16 protein-coding genes and 2 pseudogenes are annotated in these 16,581 nt (G+C 42.6%); 3 read left to right on the forward strand and 15 right to left on the reverse strand.

Annotated elements, in window-relative coordinates; genetic code table 11:
* Positions 1–126: 126 nt before the first annotated feature.
* The 7 genes and pseudogenes from ppdK to pdxR all read right to left on the reverse strand — a co-directional run bounded on the left by ppdK (position 127) and on the right by pdxR (position 8,757).
* Complete coding sequence (gene ppdK, locus RH061_RS13420) at positions 127–2,799, reverse strand: pyruvate, phosphate dikinase (protein WP_311070853.1); 2,673 nt, start codon at positions 2,797–2,799, stop codon at positions 127–129.
* Positions 2,799–3,617, reverse strand: coding sequence for a pyruvate, water dikinase regulatory protein (locus RH061_RS13425; RefSeq protein ID WP_311070854.1), 819 nt, complete (start codon positions 3,615–3,617; stop codon positions 2,799–2,801). Before RH061_RS13425 ends, ppdK begins: the two co-directional genes overlap by 1 nt.
* A gap of 14 nt (positions 3,618–3,631) precedes the next feature.
* Positions 3,632–4,279 (reverse strand): transcriptional regulator CcpN, encoded by a 648-nt coding sequence (locus RH061_RS13430; protein WP_311076395.1) that lies wholly within the window; start codon positions 4,277–4,279, stop codon positions 3,632–3,634.
* A 326-nt stretch (positions 4,280–4,605) separates the two neighbouring features.
* Positions 4,606–5,175: pseudogene (locus RH061_RS13435) on the reverse strand (exodeoxyribonuclease III); the annotation flags it as partial.
* A gap of 123 nt (positions 5,176–5,298) precedes the next feature.
* Positions 5,299–6,756, reverse strand: a complete 1,458-nt coding sequence (locus tag RH061_RS13440; RefSeq protein ID WP_311070855.1) for an IS1182 family transposase — start codon at positions 6,754–6,756, stop codon at positions 5,299–5,301.
* Positions 6,757–7,029: 273 nt separating this feature from the next.
* A pseudogene (locus tag RH061_RS13445) lies at positions 7,030–7,248 on the reverse strand (endonuclease/exonuclease/phosphatase family protein); the annotation flags it as partial.
* Positions 7,249–7,293: 45 nt separating this feature from the next.
* Positions 7,294–8,757: a MocR-like pyridoxine biosynthesis transcription factor PdxR gene (pdxR, locus tag RH061_RS13450; protein ID WP_311070857.1), complete on the reverse strand. Its 1,464-nt coding sequence runs from the start codon at positions 8,755–8,757 to the stop codon at positions 7,294–7,296.
* A gap of 79 nt (positions 8,758–8,836) precedes the next feature.
* On the opposite strand from pdxR, the gene RH061_RS13455 reads away from it, so the two are divergent.
* Complete coding sequence (locus tag RH061_RS13455; protein WP_311070859.1) at positions 8,837–9,730, forward strand: DMT family transporter; 894 nt, start codon at positions 8,837–8,839, stop codon at positions 9,728–9,730.
* On the opposite strand, the gene RH061_RS13460 is transcribed toward RH061_RS13455, so the two are convergent.
* The 5 genes from RH061_RS13460 to RH061_RS13480 form a co-directional block, all read right to left on the reverse strand.
* A complete protein-coding gene (locus RH061_RS13460) occupies positions 9,713–11,098 on the reverse strand; it encodes an FAD-binding domain-containing protein (RefSeq protein WP_311070861.1) in 1,386 nt (461 codons plus the stop codon). The genes RH061_RS13455 and RH061_RS13460 overlap by 18 nt on opposite strands.
* A 194-nt stretch (positions 11,099–11,292) precedes the next feature.
* A complete protein-coding gene (locus RH061_RS13465) occupies positions 11,293–11,679 on the reverse strand; it encodes a hypothetical protein (RefSeq protein WP_311070863.1) in 387 nt (128 codons plus the stop codon).
* 27 nt (positions 11,680–11,706) lie between these two features.
* Complete coding sequence (locus RH061_RS13470) at positions 11,707–12,165, reverse strand: DUF3307 domain-containing protein (RefSeq protein ID WP_311070864.1); 459 nt, start codon at positions 12,163–12,165, stop codon at positions 11,707–11,709.
* 21 nt (positions 12,166–12,186) lie between these two features.
* The gene (locus RH061_RS13475; RefSeq protein ID WP_311070865.1) at positions 12,187–12,930 is read right to left on the reverse strand and encodes a hypothetical protein; all 744 of its coding nucleotides are present in this window, start codon (positions 12,928–12,930) and stop codon (positions 12,187–12,189) included.
* A gap of 204 nt (positions 12,931–13,134) precedes the next feature.
* Complete coding sequence (locus RH061_RS13480; RefSeq protein ID WP_311070866.1) at positions 13,135–13,572, reverse strand: peptidylprolyl isomerase; 438 nt, start codon at positions 13,570–13,572, stop codon at positions 13,135–13,137.
* Positions 13,573–13,935: 363 nt separating this feature from the next.
* Here RH061_RS13480 and RH061_RS13485 point away from each other — a divergent pair, with 363 nt between their 5' ends.
* Both RH061_RS13485 and RH061_RS13490 read left to right on the forward strand, forming a co-directional pair.
* On the forward strand, positions 13,936–14,427 hold the full coding sequence (locus tag RH061_RS13485; RefSeq protein WP_311070867.1) for a VanZ family protein: 492 nt from the start codon (positions 13,936–13,938) through the stop codon (positions 14,425–14,427).
* Positions 14,417–14,875 carry a GNAT family N-acetyltransferase gene (locus RH061_RS13490; RefSeq protein WP_311070868.1) on the forward strand — a complete coding sequence of 153 codons (459 nt, stop codon included), beginning with the start codon at positions 14,417–14,419 and terminating at the stop codon, positions 14,873–14,875. Before RH061_RS13485 ends, RH061_RS13490 begins: the two co-directional genes overlap by 11 nt.
* A 206-nt stretch (positions 14,876–15,081) precedes the next feature.
* Here RH061_RS13490 and mug read toward each other — a convergent pair whose 3' ends face one another.
* The 3 genes from mug to RH061_RS13505 form a co-directional block, all read right to left on the reverse strand.
* A complete protein-coding gene (gene mug / locus RH061_RS13495; protein WP_311070869.1) occupies positions 15,082–15,600 on the reverse strand; it encodes a G/U mismatch-specific DNA glycosylase in 519 nt (172 codons plus the stop codon).
* 40 nt (positions 15,601–15,640) lie between these two features.
* Complete coding sequence (locus tag RH061_RS13500; RefSeq protein ID WP_311070870.1) at positions 15,641–15,886, reverse strand: hypothetical protein; 246 nt, start codon at positions 15,884–15,886, stop codon at positions 15,641–15,643.
* Between the two features lie 206 nt (positions 15,887–16,092).
* A complete protein-coding gene (locus RH061_RS13505) occupies positions 16,093–16,515 on the reverse strand; it encodes a hypothetical protein (RefSeq protein ID WP_311070871.1) in 423 nt (140 codons plus the stop codon).
* Positions 16,516–16,581: the final 66 nt, after the last annotated feature.

The raw sequence follows: 16,581 nt of genomic DNA on the forward strand, positions 1-16,581 counted from the left end.
CAGAAGACCCGAGGAATTGCGTATATAGTTTAGTATACCCTTTTTTCCATCAGTTACCTATTAATAAGGAAATAATCATGATGAATTGAAGGGAGCGCGATATTAAATCACGCTCCCCATTAAGGATTATTTCGCTATAACAGCCTCTTTTTCGTTGTTTCTCTCGTGGCGGATTGTTGCCTGAGCAGCAGCCAGCCTCGCAAGCGGTACACGGTATGGCGAACAGCTTACGTAGTCAAGCCCTGCATTGTAGCAGAATTCAATCGAACTCTTTTCACCGCCATGCTCCCCGCAAATCCCAGTCTTTAAGCCCGGCTTTGTCTTGCGGCCAAGTTCTACACCCGTCTCAACCAATTTGCCTACTCCTTCACGATCAAGTACGGCAAATGGGTTTTCAGGGAGTACTTTCTGTTCAATATATGCTTGAAGGAACTTGCCTTCTGCATCGTCGCGGCTGTAGCCGAATGTTGTTTGTGTAAGGTCATTCGTACCAAATGAGAAGAAGTCTGCTTCCTCAGCTATTTGATCCGCAGTCAAAGCTGCACGCGGAATCTCAATCATTGTTCCGACCGTGTATTCAAAGTTCTTCCCGGTTTCTTCCTTGATGCTTTGCGCAGCTGCGTTCACTAGCTCACGCATTTCCTTCAATTCATTCACATGGCCAACTAACGGAATCATGATTTCAGGCTGAGCATCAATTCCTTTATCAGCTAAGTTAGCTACAGCGTAGAAAATGGCTCTCGCCTGCATTTCATAGATTTCAGGGTGAATCATTCCAAGGCGGCAGCCACGGTGGCCAAGCATCGGATTGAATTCATCCAATTGTCGCACTTTCTTTAACAGCGCTTCCTTTTCCTTTAGCACTTTCGATTCAGGGTCCAGGATTTGCAGTTTTGTAATTTCAACCAAGAGCTCTTCTTTATCAGGCAAGAATTCATGCAAAGGCGGATCGAGCAAACGAATGGTTACAGGCAATCCCTGCATCACTTCAAGGATGCCCTCAAAGTCTTCCCTCTGCATCGGCAATAGTTCATCCAATGCGGCATTCCGCTCCTCAAACGTTTCGGCAAGAATCATCTTCTGGACAATTGGGACCCTTGCAGCGTCCATGAACATATGCTCAGTACGGCAAAGTCCGATACCACCCGCACCAAATTCCAGTGCCTTGGCAGAATCCTCAGGATTATCCGCATTGGCGCGAACGCCGATTTTACGCTCTTCATCGGCCCATGAAAGGAGAAGCTGGAACTCCTCTGAAAGTTCAGGTTCAATCATCGGGATTTCACCAAGCATGATTTCACCGGTTCCACCGTCGATCGTAATGATATCACTATGCTTTACTACCACATCGCCAACGCGAAATTGCTTTTCGTGCAAGTCGATTTTCATCGCTTCGCAGCCACAGATACAAGCCTTACCCATACCTCGCGCTACTACAGCGGCATGGCTTGTCATTCCTCCGCGGCTTGTGACGACCGCCTGGGCAGCAATGATTCCATGGATATCATCCGGAGTTGTTTCAGGCCTTACAAGAATGACTTTTTGACCTTCATTTGCAAGAAGTTCAGCCTCATCGGCATCAAATACCACTTTCCCAGTGGCAGCCCCTGGTGAAGCAGGCAGTCCTTTTGCCAGTTGGTTCCGCTCAAAATCCTCATCGATACGGCGGTGCAGAAGCTGATCGAGCTGTTCCGGATCCACACGAAGAAGGGCTGTCTTTTTATCAATGATCCCTTCATTTACAAGTTCTGTCGCAATACGGATAGCTGCTTGAGCAGTACGCTTCCCGGTACGGGTCTGTAGGATGAACAACTCCCCGCGTTCAACTGTGAATTCAATATCCTGCATATCCTCATAATGCTGTTCGAGGCGATTGCATGTTTCAACGAATTGCTGATAAACGGCAGGCATTTCATTTTTCAATGTTTGGATTGGCTGAGGTGTCCTTATGCCAGCTACGACATCTTCGCCTTGCGCATTGATCAAGTATTCGCCATACAGGATGCTCTCACCGGTAGACGGGTCACGAGTAAAAGCAACACCAGTTCCTGAATCATCACCCATATTTCCGAATACCATGCTCTGGATATTAACAGCAGTCCCCAGATGGGAAGGGATTTTATTCAAACGGCGGTAAACAATTGCACGCTGATTATTCCAGGAATCAAACACAGCATTGATAGAAAGGAATAGCTGTTCCTTTGGATCCTGAGGAAATGGTTTTCTTGTATGTTTCGTAACGATATTTTTATAGCCCTGGATAACTTCTTTCCAGTCTTCCGCGGTCATTTCCGGATCTGCTGTGTAGCCTTTCGCTTCCCTTGTTTCTTCCAGTAATCGCTCGAAGAAAAAGACATCAACATCGAGAACGACGTCACTGAACATCTGGATAAAGCGACGGTATGAATCATATGCAAAACGTGGATTATTGGTTAGTTTGGCCATACCCTCGACGGTCTCATCATTCATGCCAAGGTTCAGGATGGTATCCATCATCCCGGGCATTGAAAATACTGCACCAGAACGTACTGATACCAGCAGCGGGTTCTCCGGATTCCCCAGCTTCTTGCCGGTTTTCGCTTCAAGTTCAGCAAGAGCTTCAAGAACCTGCGCCTGTACTTCTGCAGGAATTGTCTTGCCTGCGTCATAATAGGCATTACATGCTTCCGTGGAAATCGTGAATCCGAACGGTACAGGAAGCCCGATACGCGTCATTTCTGCCAGGTTCGCTCCCTTACCTCCAAGGATTTCTTTCATTCCGCTATTTCCTTCATTAAAAAGATAAACAAATTTAGACATCAGCCAAAACTCCTCTCACTTTTTAAAATATCAAGTATCAATCCTGCTGTTTCTTCAATCGCCTTGTTGGAAACATTGATGACAGGGCAGCCCACACGTTTCATGATTTTTTCAGCATAATCAAGCTCTTCCAGGATTCGTTCATAGCTTGCGTAATTCGCCCTCGCACCCAGCCCAAGCGCTTTCAGCCTTTCCGTCCTGATTTCATTCAGCTTATCAGGCGAAATGATCAAACCTACACATTTGCTCCTAGGTACTTGAAACAGTTCATCTGGCGGCTTGACTTCAGGAACGATCGGTACATTGGCGACCTTATAGCGCTTGTGGGCAAGATACATCGACAAAGGTGTTTTTGAAGTACGGGAAACGCCAACAAGTACGATATCCGCTCTTAAAATGCCGCGAGGGTCTCTGCCATCATCGTATTTGACCGCAAACTCAATCGCTTCAATTTTACGGAAGTACTCATCATCCAGCTTGCGCATCATGCCTGGCCGATGGTTTGGCTCCTTATTGAACTTCTTTTCAAAGGCATTCATCAATGGATTGAGCAAATCAACCGCATAGATTCCTTCCTCCTGAGCCCTTTTATCGAGATAGGCCTTGAGAGATGGAACGACAATGGTATATGCGATAATGGAACGCCCTTGCTTCGCAACCATGATGACATCCTCAATGTCTTCCTCATCCTCCACATATGAATTCCTTCTGATATCGACCTGTCCTCCATTAAATTGGGTCGCCACAGCCTTAACTACAAATTCCGCCGTTTCCCCGACTGAATCAGATACTACGTAAACAACTTCCTTCATATCCAAAATGCGCTCACTTCCTAGACAGATTTTTGCTCTGCTATTTCTAAATAAACCTTAGTTATGGTTGTTTTGGTAATTCGTCCGATGACTTCATATGAATCGGATTTATTTGAGAGTTCCCGGACGACAGGGAGAGAATCAATCCTGTTCGTCACAAGCTTCTTAGCAGCCTGGACAAGTGTTTCCTCGGGTTTCACAGTGATAATGTTTGGCATCCTCGTCATGATGACGCTAACAGGAAGATCCTCCAGATTCTTGTTCCCGATCGCAGCTCTCAGCAAATCTTTTCTTGAGATGACCCCAGCAAGACAGCCTTCCGAATCAACTGCATATAGCGTCCCTACATCCTCAAGGAACATCTGGACAATCGCATCATAAACGGAAGATGATTTCTGGACGACAATCGGATGGCCTTTATAATCATTTACCTTGAGATTAAGAACTTCAGTAGGTTCAAACAGCCTCTCTTTTTCCTTATTGAAAAAATAACCCACTCTTGGCCTCGCCTCCAGGCTCCCTGCCATCGTCAGAATCGCCAGGTCTGGCCGGAGAGTCGCCCGCGTCAGCTTAAGCTTTTCGGCAATCTGCTCACCTGTAATAGGGCCATCCTCTTTGACAATTTGAACGATTTCTTCCTGCCGTTTTGTTAGTTTAATAGAACTCACCACCAACGTACCCCCAATAATTAATATGTAATTATTATCAAGGATTTTTTAATGTGTTATCCTTATTAACTTATAGTATATAACATTTAACCAAAAAGCAAAAGGAAAGGTTTTGATAATTCTTTGAATTTATTAAAATAGCAGAGTATCATAGTGTCTAATGGGAAGATTTTTTATTTAATCAACTTAAATATGTCATACTGTTACTTATTTCTGGTTGGCCGAACCTGGGGCTGCTTCTATCAGCTTTAAGAGAAAACAGCGATAAGCTGTCCAAACTCGAGATAAAAAAATCCCCGGAGCACAGCTCAGGGGATTCAATCACTTTATAGACTTAATTCAAGTGTCACGGGGCAGTGGTCGCTGCCCATGACAAAACATTCTGCGCCTGCAGTTTTGATTGCAGAGGCCAGTTTTTCAGAAACGATAAAATAGTCGATACGCCATCCGATGTTCTTTTCTCTTACTTTAGACATATAAGACCACCAGGTATAGACATCTTTCACTTCAGGATGCAGATGTCTGAAGGAATCTACGAAGCCGCTGGCTAGAAGTTCAGTCATCTTGCCTCGTTCTTCGTCTGTAAAACCAGAGTTCCCCCGGTTCGGTTTTGGATTTTTCAAATCGATCTCATTATGGGCGACGTTCAAATCACCGCAAAGAATTACAGGCTTCGTCTTCTCCAATTCCAGCAAGTATTCCTTGAGCAGTTCTTCCCAGGATAGGCGGTAGCCGAGGCGCGCCAGATCACGCTGGGAATTAGGAGTATAGACATTGACAAGATAAAATTCCTCGAACTCCGCAGTTATGGCTCGACCCTCATGGTCATGCTCAGCTGATCCGATGCCATACCTCACTGAAAGTGGCTGTTTTTTTGAAAACACAGCCGTTCCGGAGCAGGCCACTGAAAATCTGCCGATTTTTTAGATTTTCATGATAACCAAACAAAAAAGCCGATCCAACTCCATATTTTTGGAATTGAATCGGCTTTTTTTCCAGTTTCTTGTCCCCTTTGGCCTCTATTGTTGCCCTTTCAGTTTTAAAATTCTTTTTAAATTGACCGTGAAAATGGCCATGGCGCCTTGCATTTCCATGCCAATTAGACCCGAGGATGTGGCTACATCATACCCGTGTCTGTGTTTCAACTCGCTATTCTTCGCTTCAATCTTATAGCGCTCCTTGGACTTCTGCTTAAAGTATTCACTTTCCTGAAACTCTGCCTGGTCTAGGTGTTCAGTTGACTTCAAGGAAACAGAATACGTCTTACTTTTCGCACCTTCTTTATAACAGCCTTCCCTTAAGGGGCAACGCTTGCACTTATCAATATCAAAATAATAGGTATCTACCTGGTTCGTTCCAGTGTTTTTCTTTCCGGTTCGAGCCTTTCTGATTGCGAGGTGTCCTGCTTTACAGACATACATCCCAGCGTCCTTATTAAATTCGAATTCGTCTTCCTTTGAGCGGAATCCCTGGGTAACACTTGGATTCAATTTTGCGACCAAGTTTATTTTGTTTGTTTTACTGTACTTAATATTGTCTTTTTCTGAATACGCCGCATCGCCGATCACAGTCTCAACCTGTATACCTGCGTCTTCGCTTTTCTCAATAAGAGTTTGAAGTTGCTTGCCATCGTTTTTCTCGCCTGTCGTAATGACAGCTGCCGTTATGATTCGTTCCTCGCTCATTGCCAGGTGGGTCTTGTATCCAAAGAAAGAGGAATCTGCCGTCTTGTGTCCCACTTTCGCATCATGATCCTTTGAGCATTTGATCTGTTCAAGGTCATCTGCGACCGTCTCTTTCAATAAGTTAAGCTGTTCTTTTACTACCGGGTATTGAATCAGGGTCTCTTCCTTTTCAATCACTTCAATGAGTTTCTGTGAATAGGCAATTTCATCCTCCAACACATCAGTCTTTGTCTTGGAAGGAAATTTGGATTTCATGGATTCATCGATTTGGTAAATTGCCTTCCTTAGCTTCTTGGAACGCTCCATCAGAACTTCTTTCGGTTTCATCTGATTATAACGGGCTTTTGTATGAGTGGCATCGACAATAATGGATTTGCTTTTGATGATCTCTTTTTCTAAAGCAATCTCCACCGTTTTATTAATAAGCAGATCCAGGAGGTTAATATCCTTTAACCTCAATTTACGGAATTTGGTCAGGGAGCTCGGGTCTATAACTTCCTCTTCTGGAGTCATATCCAGAAAATATTTGAACGACATATCATACTTCGAACGATCAACAATATCCACGTCCGAAAGGTCATGGATGGTTTTTAATAATAGATATTTGAACATGCGAATGGGATCGATTGCGTTCCTGCCGTTATCAAGGCAATACTTATCCTTGAGCTCTTCATAAACAAAGGTAAAGTCAACCAGATCATTAATCTGACGCAACATATTATCCTTTGGCACGATAAGGTCATAGAGACCCATATAAGGACTTAGTTTGATTGATTGTTGCATTGACATCATTGGAACCACCCATTTCAGCTAAATTAATTCTATTATAAAATAAAAACCGCCCAAATCCCTTAAAAAAGTCAGGATTTGAACGGTTTATAGTTTGTCTAAATAAGGTTTAGTAGCACTAGGTTGATTGGAACGGAAGGTGCGTAGACTCCTGCGGGATCAGCGGGACAGGTGAGACCCCGCAGGCGCTTTAGCGCTGAGGAGGCTCACCGCACGCCCCGCGGAAAGCGAAGCAACCTGGAGTGGAAATCAACCGGTCCTATTTAACAAGCTATCCAGTGGGGACTTTTTCAGTGGCCTCGTTCCGGAGTACCCCTTTTTTTCAGCATAATTCCAGAGCTGATGATACCCTTCAAGTTCAAGGGAAATCTGGCCCTCCTGCAATTTCGTTTCCTGTATACAAAAAAGGTCTGCGTCCGCCTCTTTGAAAAAATCCATGAACCCTTTACGTACGCATGCCCTTATGCCATTAACATTCCAAGATACTAATTTCATATAAACATATTCTCCTTATTTAAAAACTCATATTCTTGTATTCTATCAGTCTTCAATCAGCGATTCTAATATGGCGATCCCCTTAATGAGATCCTCAACTGGTGCATTCGCAAAAGAAAGCCGGAAATTCTGCATTTTTTGGGTGGCATAAATTCGCCCGGGGTTGATTAACACTCCATGTGCGAGGGCTTTTCGGTATAAATCAGACAGGGATATATCCGAATTCATTTTTACCCATATGAAAAATCCGCCTTCAGGCTTTTCCCATTCTGCATAATTGCCCAAGTGTTTTTGCAATGCTTCCAGGGCAGCATTTCTTCGCACCTTTAAATGCTCCCTGACGTTGGTTAAATGCTTCTCATACAATCCGCTTGACAGCCATTCTGCAGCTGCTCGCTGCGATAAAGAGCTCGAACCGTAGTCTGTTTGCATTTTCAGGTCAGCCAGCCGGTCGATGACTGCTTCTGGACCGGCAACCCACCCGATTCTCAACCCAGGATTCAGGCTCTTCGAAAGGCTCCCAAGATATAGAACATTTCCGTGCCTGTCATGAGATTTAATAGGAGACGGCGGCGGAGAATCCAGCCAGAGATCTCCGTAAACATCATCCTCAATGATTGGAAGCTGAGCTGTCTCTGCCAGTCTAAGCAGCTCATGCCTTCTGGTTTCTCCCATAAGAGTACCGGTGGGATTATGAAAATTCGGATGGCAGTATAACACAGAATTTTTGCTTTGATGGGCTTCCTTTATCATCTCAGGGATGATCCCCTCAGTATCCATCGAGATACCATGAAGTTTCATGCCTGCAGACTGGAAGGTGGACAAGGATTGCACATAAGATGGATTCTCAAGGAAAACGGTTGATTCCCTTTCCAATAACCCGATGGAAATGAGGTGCAATGCCTGTAAAGCACCAGATACGACTAAAATGGATGAAGCATCAACCATTATTCCTTTTTGAGCGAGGTATTGAGCAATCGCTTCCCTAAGCTGCCGGTTTCCCTTTGGGTCTTCATATCCGAATGGCTCCAGTTCATGTCCAACTTTTATTAAAACAGACCTCATTTCCTCTAGCGGAAATAAATCCTGTGATAGTTCTCCTTTACTCAGCTGGATCAAACTCTTATCGGATTCTGCCAAATTTATAGTCTGAACTGTAGACAAACTTGCCTGATGAGTGCCCCGCCCTACCTGTACATTCCAATTAACAGGAGGCGCAGACCGCATGAGGGTCCAGGTATTGTTAATGACTATTGTACCCATCCCCAGCTTCCCCTCGAGCAGTCCATCAGCAGCCAACTCTTCCAGCGCTGTGACGACTGTGCTTCTGTTCACACCGAATTGTTTTGCAAGATCACGCTGACTCGGCAGCCTGCTGCCAACTGGCCATATCCCATGTGTAATCTGTTCTTTCACGTAATTGATTATTACTTTATACTTTGGCGCTTTCATGAACCTGCTCCATTCATAATTGGTTGGTTTTAAAATCCCCCTATTGGTTGGATACATTTTACCAATACCTCGTTATATTTGAAAGATAAACCTGATACACAGGGTTAAATTGGATGGTTTTTTCGAGGTGAATTACATGGACATAAGGATGGCAGCTGCACATGTGCTCGTGATTTTATTATGGGGGTCGGCATTTGCGGGGATTCGGCATGGACTAGAAGGCTATTCTCCAGAACATTTGTCATTCCTTAGGCTTTTTATTGGCTCAGTGGCTCTTCTTTGCTACGCTGCACTAACAAAAATGAAGCTTCCAGAAAGAAAAGATTGGCCTGTAATATTCCTGTTCGGATTCCTGGGTTTCGCAGTTTACCAAACAGCCCTGAATTTTGGTGAACAAAGTGTCAGCGCCGGAGCCGCCAGCCTGCTTGTTTCTACCTCACCTGTTTTTATTGGTTTTTTGGGGAGAATTTTCTACCAGGAGAGTACCGGGAAATGGTACTGGGCCGGCGCTTCGATCAGCATGCTCGGAATCATTTTCATCTCGATGGGAGCTGAAGGAGGTTTTAATCTAGGTTTTGGTGTACTTCTAATATTAATTGCTTCATTATCCGAATCTCTTTATTTTGTGTTTCAAAAAAATTACTTGAACAAGTATGGTGCTCTTCCTTTTACAGCCTATACGATATGGGCAGCTACCTTGTTCATGGGTTTCCTTGCTCCAGGGATTGTGGATGAGATTGCTGAAGCCCCGATAGGAGCCACGATGAGCGCTATTTACCTCGGTCTCTTCCCAACGGTGGTTGCTTACTTTGCTTTAGCCTATATTACGGCAAAATCTGGTACCTCGGAAGCAGCAAGTTCTCTGTACCTTACTCCCGCTGCTTCTTTCATAATCGCTTGGATCTGGCTGGGAGAAGTACCAGCATCCATGACAATAGCAGGCGGCATGATTACCCTAATCGGAGTTTCATTGACCTATTTTAAGGGGAGGAATGAAATGGCTGAATCCTCGTTAAATATCAAAGGATAACTGTTCGTCATCCCCTACTGTTTTTTGCCTGCCTGGCTTACCTCTGCCCATAAATTCATGATATTGAAGCCTGGCATATTTATTCACTTTTTTCACATCGACCATCGGAGCATCGTATCCAAGCTGATAAAAGCCAGGATATAGCCATGGTTCATGGATATATTCAGCCGGAAGCCTGCTTAATTCAGGTATGTACCGGCGAATAAAAGCTCCATCCGGATCAAGCTGCCTGCCAATTTTAACAGGGTCCATGATTTTCATTTTGCCGCGCAACCCAGAATATAGCTGGATATAGTAATCATGTAAAGCTGGTTCATAATCCAAATAAAGCTCAGCCAGTGCAGTGGACGGTTTCTCTTCATCAAGGAGCAGTGAATTAGTGATGAAGGATATTACCATACCCCGCAACGAAAAGTTCATCCATCCCGTTTTATCCAGACTCTTCATGGCTGCATCAATAATCGGGATCCCTGTTCTCCCTGCGAGCCAGCGCCGGTACCAATCTTCATTCCACTCCCTTTTGATTACACTTAGATCTGCAAGTTGTTCATTCTGCCTTTCCATACTGGAAACTTTAATCCTGGCAATGAGCTTTGATAAAAACTCATCAAGCTGTTTTTTACCTTCCTCCAGCTCACATGCTTGCGACTTTTCTGCTGTTTTTTGATAAATGGACCTGATTGAAATATTTCCCCATGTAATATAAGCAGAAAGCCTTGAAGATGAAAGGGAGGAAGGCAGCGGTTTTTGGCTATTTTCGATATAGTTTGAAAATCTGCCTTCTAGAAAAGAATCCAGTGTTTCCTCCGCATTCCCTTCTCCCCCTTGCTGACCGAAGCGGATTTTATTTCCCTTGAACTTGAAATTTTTGAGTTTTTTTAAATCGGTCAGTAAAAAATCTGGTGTCTTTAACGGAACATCAATCTTGGATGGAACTTCTGCTAACATTTCTTTCAAGTAAGAGTTCAAACGATGATCGAACTGCTTATCGCGAACATCTTCAAGTTCCGGACCAAAAGTAAAAAGAACCTGTTCATTTTGCTTCACCCATTTTTCAGCTTTGTCTATTAACCTATAATCCTTGTGGGCAAATAAGTTTATGGAGTCATAGATATCCAAGAGGTTATCCAGAACTCTTTCCACCTCATCAATTGCGTATAAGAGGCGTCCTCCCTTCCCCTCAATTCCTTTTGCCAGCTCTTCCAGACTTTCAACAATAAATTGAAAATGACGGGCGGAAAGAGCGGTCTCCTTCCATAGTGAAGGCTCAAATATATACAGCGGCAATACCTCCCCCGCTTTAGCCGCTTCTGCCAGAGGCTGATGGTCGGAAATACGCAAATCTTTATTGAAAAGGACGATGTTCATTCAAATCACTCCGCTATTTACTCATATACCTTGGCACTTTGAAAGCTGTTTCCAACTTTTTTGCCCCCTGGAGCTGGTACAAAGGGTTGCATCATCATTGCAGATTGTCTAAAGGCTTCGATTGTAAAAATTGACTTTCATTTTTGCTTCAACTGCAAAATGTCTTTTAATTCAGCTTCAACTGAAAGTGACTCTTAATTTAATATTTCCCTTAAAAGAATCCCAAACATGATTCCTAGGAACATGGACGTCAAAGTTCCCAGGAGAAAATACTCTGCCCAGTCACGATCATCCATCTGCTTAAAACGGGCGATTGATTTTGCGGTCACAATGAAGGCGATTGCCGGATATGAACTGTAGTACGTAAGCAAAATAACCAGAAGCCGCTCGATATACCCTATCAGCTTTCCGCGTGACATATCGTGCTTATTGAAAATCATATAACTGTATTGTTCAGACAGTCCTCTGTCACCCATGCTCGTTTGTGGGTATGCCGGCTCCTTCAGTTCGTTTTTAAAGGTATATTTCCCTTCAAAGGTTAACAGCTGCCCGGGCAGAGAGCCTAGAAGGATCCGTATCATATGGCCGCTGACAGTTGTTCCCAATATTTAAATAATGACAATCACCAGGATTGTACCAGAAGGGTCCAAATCCCTACCTTTCTCAAACAGAAGCCTTATGAATCTATCAATATTAGAAACGAGTGATATATTAAAAAATAACTGCATCGCTACCAGTAGCATGAAAAGATGAAGCAGCTGGTCTACTATAAAAAACCATAGTTTATTTAAATTTTCACGTGCGGTAAGTTGATCCACAAGCTTGATCTTAACAAGGTCAATAATTAGATGTGAGCCTGGTATGAATAATAACGGCCAAATGATTGCCATCAAGGGATCATCCTGAGGGTAAAAAAATAACCAGCCTGCACCAAGTACGGTTGAGTTCATCAGAAAATGATGAAAAATATGCTTTTTAATATTTTTCAGCTTGTCCTGTACCATAGTGTCCGTCTGCAGGTAAAAGTCGGCTAGTAGATGCGCTAAAATCAGACTCAATAAAAGCATGCATGCTCCTTTCACCAGAATCTAGAGGTTGAACATGTGCTGCACCTGGCTTTTTAGATTTGTTCTTATGGATTCTTCAAGCGTATTCATTTGCTTATATTCCTTATTTGGGAACTCATGTGCTTCACTGTCATCCAAAACACTGACAATTTCACGATAACTTCGGAGGATCTGCTCGCAGTGCCCTTTTTTATAATGGCTGTAAACCGTAGGAGCTGAGCGATCGAGAAGCTGTGCCACAGTATTTTGTTTGCCATAAATAAGATAGAGCGAGCATACAAGCCGCTGTATATCAGTCTGCTCCATTCTTAGTACATTCTGCAGGCTAAGCATCCCATTAATTAATGTTTGCAAACCTGGCTCCTTGTCGGGAATTTGAAAACAAAAGGTTTCCCTGTCCTTCTGTTTTTTAATATGCTCGTTCGCATTTCTTGCCTGCTTCACCAATGGATGAATCCACTTTTCAATATCAATTTCTTTTACTTTCTTATCGAGTCTGCCATAGGCAAGCCCAAAATACGGAAGGTTTTTTTCGTAGCTCCAGATCGAGCTGATATAAAAAGCTGTGATGAAGGCTGATGAGTATCCTTCACTCAGAAAAATGAGCTCGTCTCCAGACCGGTGTTTAACCTGTACGGAACCAATTTTTCCATACCAATTTTTTATATTTGTCTCGAGCTTCCCTAAATAATCACTCAACTCCTCACCATAACCTGCAGAAGAAGAATCCGTAACATCCATTATGAAAACAGATACTGGCTCCATTGCCATTCCACCTAACCATTTAAATTCGACTATTTTATATAATTTTAAATAAATTAGATAGTATAGTCAAATTTATTAAATATTAGACTCTTGAATTTAACATTGTAGACAATTTTCTTTTGAATTCATTTTAACAAGAGCGTACGTTCGCTTCAATGGGTAAATAAGAACAAAAAAAGAGCCATCAGGCTCTTTTTTATGATCCTATTCTTCTGATACAACTACCTTTTCCATAACATCACCGTTGCTCATCGCTTTAGCCGCTTCCAAATTAGAAGTAACTTTACCGAATACAGTGTGCACGCCATTTAAGTGTGGCTGTGACTCATGTACGATGAAGAACTGGCTGCCGCCTGTATCTTTACCTGCGTGTGCCATAGAAAGTGAACCTGGTACATGCTTGTGCGGGTTGCCTTCTGTTTCACATTTGATTGTGTAGCCAGGACCGCCAGTACCAGTACCGTGAGGGCATCCTCCCTGACTGACAAAACCAGGAATTACACGGTGGAAGTTCAATCCGTTATAGAAGCCTTCGTTAGCTAGCTTCTCAAAGTTCGCAACTGTACCAGGTGCTTCGTTTGGGTATAGTTCGAATTCGATTTTTTCACCGTTTTGCATTTGTATGTATCCTTTTTTAGCCATGTAAATCATCTCCTTGTGTTAAAATCACTGTTATCATACCACTATTACAAATAAAAATAAAAGTATCCACCTTAAAATTGTATTTTTCCAACATGATTGTGTTAAAATATAACTGCCTCTGCCGGACATTCGCTTGTTGCGGGACACTTAACCACTGTACGGACGGCAGGGGCCCTGCCTTGGCAGGATGATGTAATACATATTCTAAAACCTTGCCATGTGGCAAGGTTTTTATTTAATTACTAATAAGTATAATTTTCTATTTAATTTTTTGCCGGTTTGGGTAACTAATATCTGATATGTCTTTTTAACTAAAGCCTATGTATCTTTTAAAATATCTTCGTGATCACCAAAGGAGAATTTATGATAAATATAATAGATATTAAGTACAAGAAATGGATTTCAGCTATATCCTATACTTTATTCATTTTGTACATTATCATTGCCGTCATTTTATTATTTCTCAGCCCATACAGGCAGGCTGCGTATGAAATCAATTCTACAGGAACCAACCCTTATAACATCATCCCATTTAAAACAATCACAGATTACATAAAAGCTTCTTCTCACATCAATCAAAATATCTGGAAGTCCAACTTATTAGGCAATGTTCTTGCCTTTTTCCCGTTAGGAATCTTCCTTCCCTGGCTGTTTAAAAGCCACATCGGATTTTGGCGGACGGCCACTTCTGTTTTTCTGGCAACTTCATCCGTAGAGATCCTCCAGTTTGCCACAAGGGTTGGCAGTTTCGACATCGATGATATCATTCTTAATACAGTAGGCGGTGCTTTGGGGTATCTCTTAATCAAAATCACATATCGATTATTATATAAGGGGAAAACACATGAACATTAGAATGTTAAAAGAAGGCGAACAGCCTCCCTGGAAATTGCTGCTCATGGCTGATCCTTCTAAAGCTTTAGTTTCGAGGTATTTAGATGAAGGCTTATGCTATGTTACGGAGTCAGAAAATGGGGAAACAATTGGGGTAATCGTACTTGTCCCGGTCAGTGACCATATCATCGAAATTATGAACCTGGCTGTCGACGAATCTCACCAAGGCAAAGGTTTAGGTACCTTACTGCTTAAACATGGAATTCAAACCTCAGCCGAGAACGGTTACGATACGATTGAAATCGGTACAGGGAATTCAAGTATCAACCAACTGGCTCTTTATCAAAAAGTTGGCTTCAGAATCACCGGAATAGAACATGATTTTTTTATAAGGAATTATGAAGAACCTATTTTCGAGAATGGGATTCAGTGCAGAGATATGATTCGATTGTCGATGCCCTTGTCATAGTAAATAAATGGAGCACATCAGGTTCGTGAAATTGCACACAAACTCTGGTATAGTTAAGTCCCTAGAATAATAATAAGCACCCTTATCGGAATTGGTTACTCGATAAAAGGGTGCGATTAGCTCCTAAATGTGCCCCTATGGAAGGCGATTTCAAGCCCATAAGAGCACTTTATGAACTCGGCTTCTCTACATCTCAGTTCCTTTTTTTATTTGGATTTTAAACCATCCCTTAAGAGAGGGAGTTCTTTATAAATCCTCACTACTTCATCCATTTTCATCCTTACGAGTCCGCTTGAGGATGGGGCGACGAAATCGACAGTGCCTCTCACAACGGATTCTTTCTGCTTTCCCCACGGTATATCTTTTTTTCCGCTATATTGCTGGTAAACGCCCTTTCCGACGAAACAAACGATTTTCGGCCTGTATTTTTGGACTTTTTTCTTTAGCTCCTCCTTGCCCTGCTGGTATTCCTCTTTTGTAATTTCATCCGCAGCTTTAGTCGGACGGGCTACGATGTTCGTCATCCCGCAGCCTAATTCCAGCAGCTTATAATCCTCGGAAGATACATATTTTCTAGGTGTGATCCCTGCTTCAAAAAGTATCTTCCAAAATCGGTTGTTTGGATTTGCGTAATGATGACCAGTTTCCGAAGAACGGATGCTTGGGTTGAAACCGACAAAAATAACGTCCAGGTTCTCCATTAAATGATCTGAGATCGGCTCCATATTCTCAACTCCTCTCCCTTGTTATCTATCTACAAAAACATCACCAATACCGGTGAGGAAGCTCATTATTCTTGGTGATACTCTTGAAAACCCTTAGGTGGAACAAGAACTCGTCATAAAACATGCTTTCGGCACTTTCAAATGAATAAGCGTCCGAAAAATGATCCAATAGTTCGACATCAATGCTATCTTCAAGACCGCTCAGCCACATTTTATAGCCATGCTGCTCATATACATCTGTTAAACCTGCCCATTCGAACATATCTTGCATTTCCTTTTCACCCATTCTATCACTCCTTCTGCTATCACCTCCATTTTCCCATACTTTTACTTACCTTATACCAAAATCTCCCTCTTACCTCGATCCCGAAAACCAGCAAAAACAATCAATCAGATAAACGGAAGAAAACGAACCCTCGAAAATCCAACGTTCATTGCCACTGGAACAAAAATATAAGCCCTTCCTGAGAGGAAAGACTCTGTTAAGATACATTATAAAAAACGGCATGAATCATTTTCTATTTCCTCAGAGGAAAGAATATAAAGTATATTCCCCCTGCCTGTCTTCATTCTTGAAAAACCAAAGCGTTCTAAATCCGGAAAATCACCTTTAACGATGATTGCAGAAGCAAAGAGTAATGCCTGCAAATGAAATAAAGAAACATCCACATGCTCTGCCAGGGAATTCACAGGTTTGAGGTCGGTCAGTACGGTAATCCTGCCTCGTATTTCGAGGCTTTCATAAACATATTCGATAGCCTCTCCCATAGTGTCTGATATGGCTGTCGCAGTATGTATGATGTCATTCCAATTTTCATCAAATACATAAGCATGCCATGGATCCAGTGTTGGTGCTGGTATAAAATCAATTTTAAGAAATTGCTGATCTGTATCAAAATGATAAACCGTTTTCATTCCATCCAAAACTCCCCTCAGTCAAAGTAACATTAGTTTCCCACAGCAATCCAGGTTAATGAATTT

The organism is Mesobacillus jeotgali, from assembly GCF_031759225.1.
Lineage (GTDB): Bacteria > Bacillota > Bacilli > Bacillales > Cytobacillaceae > Mesobacillus > Mesobacillus jeotgali_B.